The sequence below is a fragment of the Streptomyces sp. KL116D genome (assembly GCF_030766975.1).
Lineage (GTDB): Bacteria > Actinomycetota > Actinomycetes > Streptomycetales > Streptomycetaceae > Streptomyces > Streptomyces longispororuber_A.
The window spans coordinates 25,288-40,463 of sequence record NZ_JASERH010000065.1; the positions used below are offsets into that span (position 1 = coordinate 25,288).

General features: G+C 69.3%; 15 protein-coding genes. 1 reads left to right on the forward strand and 14 read right to left on the reverse strand.

From position 1 onward, the window contains the following. Positions 1-70: 70 nt before the first annotated feature. The 14 genes from RBJ77_RS27235 to RBJ77_RS27300 all read right to left on the reverse strand — a co-directional run bounded on the left by RBJ77_RS27235 (position 71) and on the right by RBJ77_RS27300 (position 11,901). Complete coding sequence (locus RBJ77_RS27235; RefSeq protein WP_372347438.1) at positions 71-700, reverse strand: DUF2637 domain-containing protein; 630 nt, start codon at positions 698-700, stop codon at positions 71-73. A gap of 253 nt (positions 701-953) precedes the next feature. Next, the gene (locus tag RBJ77_RS27240) at positions 954-1,265 is read right to left on the reverse strand and encodes a hypothetical protein (RefSeq protein ID WP_372347439.1); all 312 of its coding nucleotides are present in this window, start codon (positions 1,263-1,265) and stop codon (positions 954-956) included. Beyond that, positions 1,262-1,933, reverse strand: coding sequence for a hypothetical protein (locus tag RBJ77_RS27245; RefSeq protein WP_372347440.1), 672 nt, complete (start codon positions 1,931-1,933; stop codon positions 1,262-1,264). Before RBJ77_RS27245 ends, RBJ77_RS27240 begins: the two co-directional genes overlap by 4 nt. A gap of 1,630 nt (positions 1,934-3,563) precedes the next feature. Continuing rightward, positions 3,564-3,770: a hypothetical protein gene (locus RBJ77_RS27250; protein ID WP_372347441.1), complete on the reverse strand. Its 207-nt coding sequence runs from the start codon at positions 3,768-3,770 to the stop codon at positions 3,564-3,566. A 214-nt stretch (positions 3,771-3,984) separates the two neighbouring features. After that, positions 3,985-4,311, reverse strand: coding sequence for a hypothetical protein (locus tag RBJ77_RS27255; protein ID WP_372347442.1), 327 nt, complete (start codon positions 4,309-4,311; stop codon positions 3,985-3,987). A 641-nt stretch (positions 4,312-4,952) separates the two neighbouring features. Next, a complete protein-coding gene (locus RBJ77_RS27260) occupies positions 4,953-5,258 on the reverse strand; it encodes a hypothetical protein (RefSeq protein ID WP_372347443.1) in 306 nt (101 codons plus the stop codon). Between the two features lie 101 nt (positions 5,259-5,359). Further along, positions 5,360-5,743 carry a TadE family protein gene (locus RBJ77_RS27265; RefSeq protein WP_372347444.1) on the reverse strand — a complete coding sequence of 128 codons (384 nt, stop codon included), beginning with the start codon at positions 5,741-5,743 and terminating at the stop codon, positions 5,360-5,362. 13 nt (positions 5,744-5,756) lie between these two features. Continuing rightward, positions 5,757-6,644, reverse strand: coding sequence for a hypothetical protein (locus RBJ77_RS27270; protein WP_372347445.1), 888 nt, complete (start codon positions 6,642-6,644; stop codon positions 5,757-5,759). Between the two features lie 504 nt (positions 6,645-7,148). Then, positions 7,149-7,304, reverse strand: coding sequence for a hypothetical protein (locus RBJ77_RS27275; RefSeq protein WP_372347446.1), 156 nt, complete (start codon positions 7,302-7,304; stop codon positions 7,149-7,151). Continuing rightward, positions 7,292-7,831: a hypothetical protein gene (locus RBJ77_RS27280; RefSeq protein ID WP_372347447.1), complete on the reverse strand. Its 540-nt coding sequence runs from the start codon at positions 7,829-7,831 to the stop codon at positions 7,292-7,294. The genes RBJ77_RS27275 and RBJ77_RS27280 overlap by 13 nt, the downstream gene beginning before the upstream one ends. Next, complete coding sequence (locus RBJ77_RS27285) at positions 7,828-8,403, reverse strand: hypothetical protein (protein WP_372347448.1); 576 nt, start codon at positions 8,401-8,403, stop codon at positions 7,828-7,830. Before RBJ77_RS27285 ends, RBJ77_RS27280 begins: the two co-directional genes overlap by 4 nt. A gap of 81 nt (positions 8,404-8,484) precedes the next feature. Continuing rightward, positions 8,485-8,790 carry a hypothetical protein gene (locus RBJ77_RS27290; protein WP_372347449.1) on the reverse strand — a complete coding sequence of 102 codons (306 nt, stop codon included), beginning with the start codon at positions 8,788-8,790 and terminating at the stop codon, positions 8,485-8,487. A 1,668-nt stretch (positions 8,791-10,458) separates the two neighbouring features. After that, a complete protein-coding gene (locus tag RBJ77_RS27295; protein WP_372347450.1) occupies positions 10,459-10,608 on the reverse strand; it encodes a hypothetical protein in 150 nt (49 codons plus the stop codon). Positions 10,609-11,580: 972 nt separating this feature from the next. Next, positions 11,581-11,901 carry a hypothetical protein gene (locus tag RBJ77_RS27300; RefSeq protein WP_372347451.1) on the reverse strand — a complete coding sequence of 107 codons (321 nt, stop codon included), beginning with the start codon at positions 11,899-11,901 and terminating at the stop codon, positions 11,581-11,583. Positions 11,902-12,942: 1,041 nt separating this feature from the next. Between RBJ77_RS27300 and RBJ77_RS27305 the strand changes: the two genes are divergently transcribed. Then, positions 12,943-13,182 (forward strand): hypothetical protein, encoded by a 240-nt coding sequence (locus tag RBJ77_RS27305; protein WP_372347452.1) that lies wholly within the window; start codon positions 12,943-12,945, stop codon positions 13,180-13,182. Positions 13,183-15,176: the final 1,994 nt, after the last annotated feature.

The following is a 15,176-nucleotide window of genomic DNA, read 5'->3' on the forward strand; positions in this document are numbered from 1 at the left end:
TTGGGTGTCTGATCCAGCAAGCGTCTCGGTGGGTGCGAAACACGGGTTCCGCGGGTGCCGCTCTGCTTCTTCATGTTCGGGATCTGGTTGCAGGGAAGGGGCTTGCCGCGGAGTGTGCTGTGGCGGCTATTTCGGGCGGTGGCGGCATGGTTGTGGTTGGTGCGTGTGTCCGGATCGCTGGACTGCCGCGCTGGCTCGATCCCCGCGGCCGCGAGACCCGCCGGGGCGGTGTCGGAGAGCGGGACGCCGTAGCGGGCGAGGCGCAGCGGGCATCAGGGATTCGGACCGGGGCCTTGCGGCGCCAGGCCCGGCCGAACCGGGAGTGGAGGCGGGCCTGGTAGACGAGGCGCTCCTGCTCCAGCTTGATCACGGCCTCGTAGGAACGCAGCTCCCACAGCTTCATCCGGCGCCACAGCAGGAACGTGGGCACGGGGAGAGCAGCCAGCGCGTGATGCGCACGCCCTCCATGTGCTTGTCCGCGGTGATGTCCGCGATCCGGCCCGATCGCGTGCCGGGCCGCCTCGACCGAGACGACGAACAGGATCGGGATCACGGCGTGCATGCCGACGCCCAGCGGGTCGGGCCAGGCCGCCGCGCCGTTGAACGCGATCGTCGCCGCGGTCAGCAGCCACGCCGTCTGCCGCAGCAGCGGGAACGGGATCCGGATCCAGGTCAGCAGCAGGTCGAGGGCGAGCAGCACACAGATGCCCGCGTCGATGCCGATGGGCAGGACGTAGGAGAAGTTCCCGAAGCCCTCTGGCCAGGGCCAGCTCGCGGACTGCCGCGTACGAACCGGCGAAACCGATACCCGCGATCACCACCGCCCCGCCAACGATCATCCCGATCAGCCACCGATGGGCACGGGTGACCTGAGGTGGCGGTGTACTGGTGCCGGTTTCGCGGTGCTGCCCCTTCAGCGTTCGGCGGTCTGGGATTGCCTGTTGAAGCGGACATCAGGAGGCGGCCAGCAGTTTGTCGGCGAGCGCGAGAGTCTCCTTGTCGAGGTGTTCGCGACTCAGGTGTCCGTTCACGTTGTGCCATTGGGCGACGGCGGCCTGTAGCCCGCTGCGGTTGCCAGCGGCTGCTTCCCGTGCGCATGAGGGCCCGGTAGAGGGTTCGGCGTGGGGGTCGGCTGTCAGGCCGGTTGTGCAGGCCCGGCGTGCGGTGTGGAAGTCCTGGTGGGGCCCGTCACTTGTGCGGTAGCTGGCCACGGTGTGGGCAGCGTCGGCGATGCGGGCCTGCATCGTGGTGCGCAGCCCGGTCATCCATCGGGCGGGGTGCTGGCTGAGGGGATTCCGTCGACCAGGGCCAGGGCCCGCTCCAGGTAGGGCAGGCCGTCTTCGCCGCGGGTGAGGCCGAGGGTGGCGAGTCGCTCGAACTCCCACCAGTCGCAGCGCACTTGTTCCGAGAGCATGTAGGGGAGGCCTTGCCCTTGCGCTGGGGGAACGTAGGGGTTCCCGTCGACGTCTGTGCCGAGGCGGGTGCGTAGTTCCCGGAGCCGGGAGCCGAGTGTCTTCGGGGACCAGGGGGCGCCGTCGCCGAGGTCTTCGCACAGCCGGTCGGCGCCGCTGTCCGGTTTCAGGAGCAGGTGCGCGGCGAGTTCGATCAGACGCGGCTCCAGGGCGTCGGCGTTTTGCATGTCGAGGGTTCCCAGCGCCCGCAGGCGGGGTGCGGTGTCGTCCGGCCCGGCCTGGCTGAGTGCCTGGTCGGCATCGGACTCGGGGATCGGCGGGGTGCGTTCGGGGGCGAGGAGGGCGTGGACCGGCGGGATGAGGAACCGCGGCCCGATCCGCTCTGTCTGCTCGGCCGGCTCGTCGCCGCCTTCGGCGGGAGCAGCTGGGGGCGGCTGCGAGCGCTGCCCGCCCGGGTCGGCCGACGCATTCAGCAGGACCTGGAATGCGACGGTGGTGCCCTTCTGCGGTCGCCGGGGCATCCGCGCGCAGGGCTTCCGGAACGGTCATGGGCTGGGGAACCTTCCGGTGTCAAATGGTGTGTTGTTGTGGGTCGAGGACGGCGCGCACGGCGGGGGCCGAGTACTTCGACGGGCTCTGAGGGACGTGTTCATTACGCCGTGCGGGTCTTCGGCGGGCGGTTGGTCTGGAAGGCGTCGGCGAGTTCGGCGAGGGATGCGGGCGTCCAGGCGCTGCAGAACGACATCGACGCCGAGTGCATTCTATGCGTTGGGCGTTTGAGACGCTGGCGTCAGATTGTCTCCGCGTCCGGGAACACCGCAGCAGCAGCGGCGGGGCAGGGATGAGGACACACGGGGTCAGGTCGTGGGAGCGGTCGAGGGCGGGCGAGCTGCCAGGCGGTGTCGTCGTCCAGGCCGCCGGGCGCAGAGCACGATGGGGATGCCGCGGTCTTCAGCGTCCTGGGCTTTTGAGGATGCGTGCGGCGAACTCCCGGCGACCAGGCGAGGATCGGGCAGGTAGCGCACCCCGAGTGCTCCGAGGTCGGCCCCCCGCGCCCAGGCCACAGGCCAGAACCTCGACGTGCTCGGCGTGCGGGCTCGACCAGCTCGGTAGCCAGACCAGCCATGATTTCGGTCCGTCTACCGGATTACCCTCGACGAGCAGCACCTGGAGCGGGTTTCGAGGTTCAATAGCACCAAACTGCCCGCCGGATCGGTGCCTAGGGTGACCAGCGCGCCGGAGAAGCGGTCTGCCTCCTCAGATACAGCGGGCAGTGTGATGTCGTCGGGCAGGTGCCACCACCCCCACACAAAGTGCAACGGCGTGGCTGTCGGCGGTGACCTCGTCGGGCAGAACTCTGCGCACTCCGTTGGCGGTGACACGCGCGCTCCGCAACGGCGGCGGAGCGCCCGCCCTGCTCGCCAGGGCAGCCAGCGCGGCCTGGAGCCGCTGGATGCCGTCGGCGCCGCCGCGAGCCGCCCGTCCGCAACTCTCGCTCCTCTGCCCGCCGCTGGCACGGTGTCGGGAAGGGCTCCGCCGGGCTTTGCGGGAGCGGCGCTGCCGCAGCCGCCTCCAGGCGAGCGTTCCGGTCAGCGCGGCAGCCAGCACCGCGCCCACGCCTGCCCCCTGCTGCAGCGAGACACTCGAAGATTCCTGGACCGGCCTGTCCCGGCGAAGGAGGTGCCGTGGCCGGTGAGCGCTCGGAGCCGGATGCCGATGCCGATGGCACGCGGAGGTGCGCAGCCGACAGGCGGGCCTGCTCGTCGGGAGGCGGGCCGAAGACACCTCTGCGCCCTCGGCACCCCCAGGCCGCGCAGACGGGGACGCCGCGCTGGCTGGGCGTTGCGGACGGAGTCGATGTCGGGGGAGCGGCTGCCCCGCGCGTCCGTGTCGCTGCCCCGTTCCGGGTCGCGCGCCGTGTCGGAAACCGTCCTGTTCGCCCCCGCGCCGCTGCGATCAGGCTGCTTCCCGCCTCTTCGGAATCCGGCTGCCTTCGTGCTGGTCGCCGGCGGGGCGTCTCGGTCGCCGTCGGGGGTGTGGCCGGATGGTGATGTGCTGGCCTGGGCGGATCAGGCTGGCATCGGTGATGCGCGGCAGTCCGTCGGGTTGTGGCCGCGGCTGGCGGCATAGCCAGCTGGCCAGTTCGCCGCGTCACCCGTCTCCTGGATGGGCGATCTGGGAGAAGGTCTCGGCGGGTGCGACGATATGAGTTGCGGGCCGGGTCTCCTTGGTCTGCGCGACGGCCCGCCTTCCGCGTTGTCGGCTGAAGAGGCTGTCGTGGCGCGGGATGCCGACGGCGCCGCAGGGATCCAGCCGGCGGATCGGCGCGTCGGCCCGGAAGATGCTGCCGTCGGCCATCGGTCGGCCTTCGTTGCGTCGGCGAGGTGGGTGTACAACCCGCCGTTGCCGTAGAGGTGTTCCGCGATCGACCAGAGACTTTCGGCCGGGCGCATGTCGCGGACGGTAGGTGATCGGCGGTCGCTCGCCGTCTGACTGGCTGCTGCCGCATCGGCGGAGGCGACAGCAGCCTGGTGGGAACCGCCGGCCGACTGTGTGGCAGCGCTGGCGGAGGCTACGGTGCGGGTGCGGCTTCGGCAGGTGGCCGCCAGTGCCGTGCTGGTGGGCAGCAGCACCAGCAGCGAGCCGACGAGCGCGGCGGCGGCGCGCTGGCTGATCTGCAGGCCGGGCAGGCGGGCGCCTGTACTCCGCGCAGCTGCGCGGGGATCTGCAGCAGCAGGGACAGGATGAAGCTCGCCCAGGCGAGCCAGCCGATGGCGCAGACGGCCAGCAGCGCGACACTGCCGGTGTCCTGGCGGGTGAACAGGTGCTGCAGCGCGTCCCAGCCGCCCGGCGCGAGCGCCGTGCTGGCCTGCCACAGCAGCCACGGCAGCCCGCCCACGGTGACGGCGAGCGCGAGCAGGGCGCGCCCAGGGCGCGCAGCAGCAGCGCCGCCGTGCGCCGCGAACCGCCTCGGTGACAGGGGAACGGGTGCGGGTGCGGGAGCGGGTCATGGGTTCTCACCGTCCTCGGGCTGGGTCGTGCCGTACAGCAACGTGGCGGTGCTGGAGACCTGCGGCGGTAGGTGTGGGGGTAGAACACGCCGCGGTAGGTGCCGGTGACGGTCACCGTGATCCTGCGTCCGGCGCCGGTGATGCGACCGTGCGCCCGGGCGCTGGCCCGGGCCAGGTAGGTGTGGGCGGCGGTGGTGGCGGCGCCAGGGTCGACGCGCACGCCGTGGGCGGGGGATCGCCGTGTCGAGGTCGACGGCCTGCTGGGCGGCGCGGGCAGCCTCGATGGCGAGCGCGTCGGCGTTCTGCCGGGCGCGCAGGGCCCCGAACGCATCCACGGTGAGCAGCCCGGCGAGGAGAATGAGGGGGCCGGTGATAACGGCGACGAAGATGCTCACCCCGCCGCGGTCATCGAAGCGCAGTTGCCGCCATTGCGCGGCCCGTTGGCGGCGCCTCGCGATCGGCCTCGATATGCGTCGACCACGGAGGTGAAAGGAACTCCTGACGGTGCGGACGCCGGGCCCACCGCCGATCAGCACCAGATCCCCACCGGCACCCGGCAGGCCACGGTGACGGTCACCGCCGGACTACCGTGCCCACGGGGTACGGCAAGACCGGCGTGTGTCGGCCCGACATCGATGCTGGAGCAGGCCTGCTGCTCGCCCGACAAGGCTTGCCGTGCGGCCTTCTGCGCGGCGTCCTGTCCTTGGCCGGGGGTACGCTGAAGAGGAGGCGGACAGCGGGCGGCGGCCTGTGCTGCGGCATCGGTCTTCTGCCCGGCCCGGCGAGACGGGCGGCCAGCGATGAACAGCAGCACCAGCACGATCAGGACCGGCACCGTGATCGCGGCCTCGATCGCTGCGTTGCCCCGGTCTTCGCGCAGCGCCGCGGCCCACGTTCGGCGCGGTGGGGTATCGGCTTGTGGTCACCGTTGTCCCTTCACGGTCCAGTGCTCGGGATCGGTCCGGTCACGGTCGCGTGCACCGTCAGATGGAAGCCGGGGAGCATCGACAGCGCCTGCCCACCGACGCGCACGCGCATCGTGTCCGGGCTGCTGCCGGCGGTGCTGACCTGCGTGCCGGTGAGCATGTTGCCCGCCAGGATCGTCCAGCGCCTGCCGTGCGCGCGCCGAGCCGCATCGCCGGGGAGTGGCCTCGTAGATCCGGGCCGGCGGCCACTCCGGAACGGGCGGCGATGTAGGCGATGTTGCGCGTACGCCCACAGCACACCCTGGATGAGGAGGAAGGTGATGAGGATGACGGCGGGGAAGAGGATGGCGAGCTGGATCGGGGACGAGCCGCGGTCGTCCCACTGTCTGCGCATCGGGTCAGTCGTCTCAGCCGCCGAGGTCGACGTTGTCGACCTTGCTGCTGGCCCGGTTGCCGAGGGCGACCAGGGCGGCGACGATCGTGACCGCGATGCCGATCCCGGCCACCCACAGGATCACCGTGACGACCGGGTTGTCTCCGCGATCGCCACGCTCGGTGATCTCCTCGTGCGCTTCCTCGACACGTCGGCTGATAGCGGCCGGTATCCGGGCGAGCAGCATGCCGGTCTTCAGGAACAGGTCGGACATGGGGGTTCTCCGTTCAGGAGCTCTGGTTGAAAGGCGTTCAGGAGGGCAGGAAAGGCCAGGGCCGCCATGACGAGGGACACACAGGACCGCGAGGGCCTGCATCTTCTCGGTGTTCGCATTGGCCGCGGCGGCCTCGGTGTTGAGCTGTTCGGTGCGCAGGCTGGCGGCCCGGTGGCGCACGGTGTCGTAGACGGACGCGCCTTCCTGGGTGGACATCTGGACGAAGTCCGCGACATCGGCGAGCACCGGGACGTCGAGGCGTTCCCCGAGGTCGCTGAGGGGGCCGCCCACTGGGCGGTGCGCTCCCACCCGGGCACGCATCGAGGGCATCCTGGAGGCGCACGAACACCCAGCCGCGGCCCACATTCGCGGCTTGCTCGAGGGCGCTCTCGATCGCGATCCCGGCCGCGGGCGCAGGGCGACCAACTCCAGGTAGACGGCGATGGCGTGCGCGCATTCGGCGCGCGCGGTGCCTGCATCGCGCCGGAGCATCAGGTCGGGCACGAACCAGAACACGGCCGCCAGGACCACGCCAACGACCGCGGGGAGCATACAGCGGGACGCTGATGCCCAGCAGCGTCCAGGCAGCGATGAACATACTGGGGGGCGAACAAGCCGAGCAGCACGAAGCAGCGCCTTGTTGAGCAAGAACATCTCCGCGCTCTGCCCAAAGCAGGTCCAGGTCCTGGCCGGCAGCCGGACGGGCAGCCGCTTGACCAGCCACGCCCCCCTATCTGCGCCTGCGCCGAATGAGTCTCGGCGCGTGGCTGTTGGGGCGCAGCAGGCGCCGGGTGGAGGCGCTCCAGCGCCGGCCCGAGTTTCGGAGCGGCCGGCAGCGGTTCGTTCACCAGCAGCGCCACCCCGGCGCCGCCCAATGCGCCGGACACGATGACCATGGTCAGGGTGTGCATCGAGACTCCCGCCCGCGTTGCCGGTAGCGCCTCGTCTGCCTGAGTGGGTGGGGTGACGGGGGCTGCGGGAGTCGGGGACCAGGACGCGGGCGGTGTGCCCGCGGGTGGCGTAGCAGCGCACCCACCAGGGTTGCCACGAAGCCCGCCGCGAGCGGGGCGAGGACCAACTGGCCCATCACGGTGGCGTACACGCCGGTGTATTGGGGCACGGTGAACCCGAGCCCGACGATCCCCAACGTGATCAACGTGAGGTGCGGACCGTGGTGCGGGTCTTCTGCCGGTCGGCCTCGATGCCTTGGCGCATCTTGACCTCCTCCCGCACCGAGGCAGCCAGGTCCTCCATGGCCTGCGCGAGCCCGGGGCCGGGGTCCTGGGCGGCCAGGATCAGCGCGGGCACACCTTGTCCCCGGTGACATCGTCGAAACCGTGCGCGAAGTCCTTGAGGGCCTCGTGGGTGGGCCACTGCGCCTGCACCTTGTCGGCCCAACTCCCAGATCTCCCGCGGCGAGCGCGGCCGGCGCATGCTTGCGGGAGGCGATCAGCGCCTTCTCCAGCGCGTTGCCGAGCCGCACCATCTCCGACAGGCGTTGCGCCCAGTCGCCGAAGTGCGTCCCGGCGGGCGATCTGTGTCCGGTTCATGGCTGGCCCGGACAGCAGCCAGGGCCCGCCCACGATGACGGCGCCGACGATGAGCCCGGCCATCACCATGCCGGTGACCAGCCACACCCCTATGAGCGCAGCCGCACCGCGAGGGCCGAGCAGGATCCGCCGCTGGGCGGCGAACCGCCGGGCCACCGTGCCGCGTTCACGCTGCCAGGGCAGCGGCTTCTTGGGCGCGGTGGTACCGACGAAGCCGGCCACCGTCAGGACCAGGCCCAGGCCGAGCAGGGTGCCATTGGCCACCCACCACAGGTTGGTGATCACACCGGCCTCCCTGGGCATAGGCGAGGGCCTGGGCGGACAGCGGCGGCGAGGTCATGCCGGCCCGCTCCAGGCGGTGCCGTCTGCGTTCGCTGAGCGCGCCCTGGGCACAGCTGGCCCGTCAGGTCGTCGGCCGGGCCAGCACACCTCGTTGTACATCGGCCGGCCGTCGTGGCCGATCGGTGATCTCCCAGATGTGGGAGAGATAGCGGCGCGGGACGTCCGATGCTGTCGTCGACCGACAGAAAGGCGATCAGGTGCAGGCCGTTGGCGATCTGCCGGTAGGCCAGCTCCGGCGTGAAGTTGGCCTGCGCCAGCAGGTACAGCTCGGCGACTCGGTCGAACACGGCGGCCGGCTCGGAGGCGTGGATCGTGCACATGTTGCCGGGCCGGTCCGACGTCATCGCCTGCATCATCGCGGTGATCTCCGGCCCGCAGACCTCCCCGACGATGGTGCGGGTCAGCGACATCCGCTTCGCCCGCAGCATCAGATCCATCAGCGTGATCTCGCCTGCGGCCGCGCCGGCCGGGCCGATCCGCTCGCCGTTGAGAACCGGGCCTCCATCGGCACCCATGCTCGTGGAACGCCGGGTCGGCCAGCCCCTCGAACGTGGTCTCCACGGTGCCGAACCGCTGAGTGCGCGGGATCTGCTTGATCAGGGCGCGCAGCAGGGTCTCGTCTTCCCGGACGCCTGTTCCCCGGCGACCATGACGTTCAGCCGCCCGCGCACTGCAGCGGCGAGCAGGTCGGCAACCTGTTCGCTCACCGTGCCCAGCTGCACCAGGCGGGGCAGATCGATGTCGAGATAGCGGTGGCGGCGGATGGTCACATGGGTGCGCCCTCCGGTGATCTCCGGTCCCAGCGCCTGCAGGCGGGAACCGTCGGGCAGCCGCAGCTCCACATCCGGGCTGTGTGTGGAGAAGGTGCGCCCGTTCTGTCCGGAGGCGCGGATCAGAGTCACACCAGGTCCTGCAGTTCCTCCTCCGAGTCCGCGACGCGGGCCACCTGGGCCGGTTCATGGCGGCCGCTGTATTTGAGGAAGACCCGCGTCGAAGCCCTCCAGCCAGATGTCCTCGACCAGCTCGTCGTCCAGAGTAGCGCTGTAGCCGCCCGGCGCGAAGCATGTCGAAGGCGAGCGACGCGAGCTCCTGCTCGAGAGCGTGCCCGACCGTGCCGCCGGTCGACAGCCCGTGCGCGTCCGACCAGATCGCCACCTGCTCGTTGATCAGATGACGGCCCCGCTGTTCCTTGGCCTGGGGAGACGGGGGCGCGGTGCTGCTCTCCCGTGCAGGCGCTCCAGCACGATCTTCTTGATCTCCTGGGCAGCCCGATAGTCCACCGCCTGCCCACCAGCGGCAGGCACAGAGGGCGGATGCCACAGCGACTGCAGTGCGGGTGGCAGAGGAAGCTATGGGAGTGCCGTAGCCCGATACGACGCCGGCGACCGACACTCCACCAGGGCCCGCGGGCGCCTGGCGGCGCGGGGGGTGGGACGGGGAGGGCCGTTGTAGACGGGTTCAGCGCGCACGCCGCACCTCCGCCAGCCGCTGCTGCATCGGCGGAAAGGTACAACCGCTGGCGCCGCGAGGCGGCCTGCTGCCGGATCGGCGTACGCGCCTCACGCCGCAGCACGCAGCAGAGGGCCCTTGGTGAACCTGCGGTCCTGCGGCGCACCATCGGAGAGCACCGCCGCCTCACCAGGCCGGCATGGCAACGTCGCAACCACCCGCGTCTCCGAGCGCCTCCTCCCACCTCACGGTGGCCGTAGGTGCCCTCGGCGATCAGCAGGATGCCGAGCGCGGGCGTGGGACGATCGGATCACTCTCAACACCTGGCGCAGCATCCCGATCCGTCCCCGGGCCGCGTTCACACTGCGCAGCGTGCCCCGCACCACCAGCAGCACCAGATCCGCACGCTGTGCCAGCACCCGAAGGGCCCGTACGCGCCGCTCCGGCCCAGATCGACGATCACGTCATGGGCGAGCGTCGGCATCGGTCGATCACCGTGAACAACTCCGCCAGCTGCGACCACTCCGGCGCCAAACCCGCCGCCTGCGACGGCTCGGTCAATCCGGGCAGCAGTACATGCCGGCCGTCGTTGACCCCGCCGTCATCCGATAAACGCACCAGCTGCGTCAGAACGCATCCCGCAACGACTGCTCGCCCCTCAGCGACACAGACGCAGATTCCGCAGGCTCATCCGCGGACAGACTGCCCGCAACGCGCCGGAGAGCACCGCCCCTCCGTCCGGGTCGCACTCGGCCAGCAGCATCCGCCGATCGCCCTCCAGCGGCCAACTCCGCAACAGGGCCAACGCGTAATGGTCACACCGGGCGCCCGGGCGGAACCGGCTAACGCGATGACCGCCATCAGCCCACTCGCCCCGTTCACCGCCAGCGCCACATCACCGGACGCTGCCTGGGCAGCCAGCGCCGCCCTGCGAGCGCGGCACCGCGACGTCCGACCCGCTCACCCGTCGACTCCCGCGCCGCACCGACCCGCACCACGCGCCTGCACCGACGCAGGGCCAGCCGTATCCTTCGCCGCATCGGCCGCCGGATCGTCACTGGTGAACACCACCTGCACCGTGTCACCCGGCCGCAGCACCGAATCCGGCAACTGCCCCGGCTTCAGCGCCAGCCGACCAGCTGCTCACCGGCCTTCACCAGTGTCGTGCGGGTGACCTGCCGGGAGTGCAGCAGCGCACCGGACTGCAGCGCGGAGACCGCGCGCATGCCGGCACCCACCTCGTCGCGCTGCTGGACTCCCGCCACCTTCATCGACGGATCCAGCGCAACCGACGCCTCCACTGCAGGTCACTGTCGCTGATGACACTGCCGGCGGGACATCCCGGGCCCAGCTCGATCACCGGCTGCCGCTGCCCGTTCTGCGTCCAGTACCAGTAGTTGCCCACTGCACACGCCGCGATACACGCCACCGCCGCACCGCCAGCATCCCCGGCCGACGACGACGTGATTGCCACTTCGCCTGCGCACCCCCACCGGGGGTCACGACAGCCGTCGTCGGGCTTACTGTCTGCGGAGGGCACTTCCGTCCTGCTCGCTTGATTGCCTTTCATCCGCTGCTCCGGTCCGGCGCGTGTCCAGCTGCCCACCGCCTGCTACTCACGCACGGTGGCGCTCACATCGGTCTGCCGGGTCGTCGGGATCTGGCCCTGTTCGCCGGTGCTGGCCTGCCACGTCACGTCCCAGTACGCGGTCGCCGACAGCCGATCGCTTCGCGCCCGGCTCCTGAGTGGAGGGCTCCTGGTAGAGTGGCGGCGCAGTCCGGCGACTCGACGCCGCTGCGCGTGCTCGTGGAACGGAGTGCGGGCCCGTTGCAGACGACCTTCTCGCCATCACCCATGTTCCACACGATCTTTCGAGACCTTCGCCGTCGCGGAGACCGATCACCCCTCCCGCCGACGCCGACGCGTGTTCGGTCGAACGTCGTCGCACTCGGGGTCACCCACAACCACATCGGGACCCCGACCGCGCACTTCCGCACCTGTGCGCGAGTCTCGCGCCTTGCCAGGACCTGCAACTTCGTTTGGTCCACTGCCTGCTGGGCGACAATTGCTGGGTCGATGGCTGGAACGGCGGCACCCTCTCGACAACGCCAAAGTGATCTGTTGCGCCTCCACCAGGACGAGACACGCTCGTACACGGTCTTGCCCTCGCCCTTATAAAAACGCACTGTCTGGCGGTGGCTGTGGGTCCAAGCTTCTTCACCTTGCAGTCTGAGGTCTTGTGTCACTTTCTCAGTGCTGCCTGTGGGGACGCTTGCTCGCCAACCCTGGCCGGGAAGTGCCATCCGATTGGCCGCTTTACCGCTGGCTTCACAGGTAATGAACGGGTCGGGTGCGTTGCATCCAGCAGTGGCACATCGGCGAAATCGCGGTTTGTGGCGGGGTGCAGAAGCGCTACGCTGAAGGTGCCGATCAGCAAGGACGTTGCGGATGGCTTGACCTCGACGATCTTCCATTCCTTCCCCCACTTCTCGGCTTGGACAGTCGCGTACTTCAAGACGCGGTTCTTCGGCATTTCCGCTGGCTTACCGGTCTTCTCGTACACACGCTTCCAGCTGGTGTCAAGGCAGTCAGTCAGGCTGGCCCAGGGCGCCTTCTTGTCCGGCCTTCAGCCCTGTGAGTGTGACGTCGTGGGTCCGGAGCGCCTGGGCGACTATGCCCTTTTCGCGGTAGGAGTCCATGGCGATCTCCGTGTGTCCGCTAAAGGCGAGGCCCAGCGGAGAACTTCCGAAGATCGGTGCCCTTGACGCTGCCCTGCGCGTAGGCGCTGAAGCCTGCTCTCGTCCCACATGCGGTCGTAGGTGTTGAGACGGTCTTCTTGAGGGGCGGCATCGGGGTGCGGCCTATGGCTGGGGCTGGGCGCGGACCTCGACTCGTTCGACGCTGTCGTTGGAGTGGATGGGGCGAGTGTCGCTTCCGGACCCTCATTGCTGGTGGCAGAGCAGGCGGTGAGTGCGGTTGCGGTGGCGCGCGGCAGCAACCGCAAGTACAGAACCGATTGAGCGCCCGCTTTTCGCCTGCGAACAACGGAATATGCCTGGTGGTGTCCTGGTCGTGTCATGAAGTCTCCCCGTGTGAGCGTGAGTCTGCTGTGGCCTCTCCACTCAGGTGGCGCCTCCGATCCGATCTCCGAAAGTGGCCGTGAGCGGCCTTGATCTCCGTGCGTTGCGGCCACGTACCCACGGGTTGACTGGTTGTGTGTCCCAACTCTGTAAGAATCACGGGCAACTTGGGGCTACAGATGTCGAAACTGAACACGTAGTTAACCGAGTTGCGCACGGCGGAGGGTGTGCCATCCATGCTTGTCATATGCCAGAGATGTGCAGAGGTAAATTTTTCGAATCTGGCGCTGCGCGTGCCTCCTGGAGATCGCTCACAGTCTCGTGCGGCACCTTCTAGACGTTGCTTCCTGTGGGTGTCGGAGCGGCATGAGAGCCTCCGGTCATGAGCTACGACCTTGCTGTCTGGGAAGGCGAGAGGGCCGGCGGATGGCAGGACTGCCAGCGGTCTTCAGCGACCTCTACGACCGCTACATCGACGGCGAGGTGGGTACCCTCCGTCGCAACGCATCGCGGCCTACGTCTCCGTGCTGCTTGAGCGGTGGTGCGACATCACTGAGGACGACGAGGACACCTCGCCCTGGTCGACCGGTCCGCTGATTGATGAGGCCAGCGGCCCGCTGATCTACTTCGCCATGCGGTGGAGCATGGCCGAGGAGAGGCGATCCGCCTACGCGGTGGCTGCCGCGGAGTCCATGGGACTGGTCTGCTTCGACGTGCAGCGGGGCCGGCTCAGGGCGCTGATCGGTGCCGCCCATCGGTGTTAGCCAATGAGGATCGCTGCCATGCCGACGAAGGCGAGGAAGTGTTCGGCCTTGCGTTCGTAGCGGCGGTGAGGCCGTTGGCGGACCAGCCATCCAGGACACGTTCGCTCGACCACTCAACGATGTCGCCCCCAGTCCTTCGGTGATTCGACGCTCTTGCGGGCGATGCGGCGGCGGATGCCCCGCCGACGGAGCCATCGGCGCCGGTGGACGTCGTCGTATCCCCTGTCGGCGTGCGAGTTTCGCCAGTTTGCGGCGCCGGGGTCCACAGCGAGGAGCGGATGGGCGGGATTGCTCAGGACGAGCGGCTCCAAGCTGACCGTTGTGCTCGTTCGCGCCCTAGATGCCAAGGGAGGCAGGGGTAGTCCGTTCCGGTCGGTGATCAGGTGAATCTTCCGTCCGAGTGCCGCGGTCGGCCGGATTCGGGTCACTGTCAAAGGCCTCCGTCTTTCTGGTGGGTGGGCGCTACGTCGCATCCACCGCGCCGATCACCGCGCGCCTGCTTAAGATCGCTCGTGGATCTTCCCGGTGACTGATCGAATTGCAGCGAGCGGCCGACGACGAGGGTCGCAAGATGGAACACCTCGACACGGGCGACCGCTGACGCAGCGCGCGGCAGTTCGAGCGGCCGCGGCTCAGGCCGCGGTCGCGCACGCCGACGAGCAAGGTCTCAGCGGTTCGATGTCGAGAAGAACTCCGGCAGGTCGCGGCACCCTTCGCGGAGCCGAGGAGTAGGTCGCTCCCGACCCGAGAGGTCTCGCCGCCTGTCAGCGCATGACGCAGTGGGCCCGCGGCTGTGGGCTGGTCGAGGCGTCGCCTGTGGATGTTGGAGGCGCCGACGAGCCCGCGCCATCGAGCATGTGGGCTGGTGAACAATATTGAGCAGGGCATAAGCCGGCACCACATCCACCGGACCTGGCTGGGCTACCACCCCGGGCCTGAAAGGCGCCGTCAAGAAGTTGAGCGGGGAGGCGCCACGACCGGCTCAGCGCCGCCCGATGGCCGCCACCGCACTACCAGCTCGGCGTAAGAACGCGCAGCATCAGTGAGCTGGATGAGCAGTGGGCCAAGCTCGACCGGGGTGCTTCACGGCGGAGTCGAAGCCCAGCGCCCGGAGCCGCACCTGCACCGGGCGGACTGCTGGGTGATCAGGACGGTCCCATGCCCCTGGATGCGATCAAAGGCGTGCATAGCGCTCAACGGGCGGCTGACGCAGTTCACGGTGCCCTCGTGCGACGTGTGCGACCGATCCAGCACCCCGGAGGCGGTCGGCGCGACGGAGGGTAGCGCGATAGGGCGCCTGGTCAAGCAGTCTTTGGCTTCTTCGCGGCCGTCTTCTTGCTGGTGGTCTTCTTCGCCGCGGATTTCTTCGCGGTCGTCTTGGCCGGCGCCTTCTTCGCTGCCTTCTTCTTCGGCTTGATCTCGTGGACCGTCGCGCGTCGCCGCTGTCGCCGCGGGATGCCTTGGCCTTCTGCACGGACTGTTCCAGGGCCGCCATAGGGTCGACTACCTGCCCGGCTGCTTCCTCGGCCTCGACGGTCGGTGGCTTCTTGCCCTGGGACTTGGCGCGGATGACGTCGGAGAGGGCGTCCGTGTAGCGGTCAGTGGCCCAGTCGGCGTCGGCGATTGGCTCCTCGCGGGTCATCGAGTCGATCAGGAGGATGGCCTCGTCGATCTCTTTGTCGGTGATGTCGACGGAGTCAGGAGCAAGGACTCCGGGAGCGGATCTCGTCGGGCCACTTCATGGCGTGAAACGATGACGCCTCGACCACCCAGGCAGGCAGTCGTTCCCGCCCGTGCCAGGCGGAACGCGACAGCGGCGCACAGCATTCCGCTCCAGGGCCATGTCTGAGCAGGACATACGGTTTCGCTGCGACCTGGCCGTCGACTTCGAGGTGGCGCCCTCACCGATGCGGATCCAGGTCGATCGATTCGTGGGCACGAACGCGACGATCTCGATGGCCTTCGCTGTGGGCAGCGGGATCTCGCGCAGCTCT

Bases quoted from the DNA above. Each gene is read 5' to 3' on its own strand.
- RBJ77_RS27240 (WP_372347439.1), bottom strand. From the start codon at position 1,265: ATGACCGGGCTGCGCACCACGATGCAGGCCCGCATCGCCGACGCTGCC.
- RBJ77_RS27245 (WP_372347440.1), bottom strand. From the start codon at position 1,933: ATGCCCCGGCGACCGCAGAAGGGCACCACCGTCGCATTCCAGGTCCTG.
- RBJ77_RS27250 (WP_372347441.1), bottom strand. From the start codon at position 3,770: ATGGCCGACGGCAGCATCTTCCGGGCCGACGCGCCGATCCGCCGGCTG.
- RBJ77_RS27265 (WP_372347444.1), bottom strand. From the start codon at position 5,743: ATGCGCAGACAGTGGGACGACCGCGGCTCGTCCCCGATCCAGCTCGCC.
- RBJ77_RS27285 (WP_372347448.1), bottom strand. From the start codon at position 8,403: ATGGGTGCCGATGGAGGCCCGGTTCTCAACGGCGAGCGGATCGGCCCG.
- RBJ77_RS27295 (WP_372347450.1), bottom strand. From the start codon at position 10,608: ATGAAGGTGGCGGGAGTCCAGCAGCGCGACGAGGTGGGTGCCGGCATG.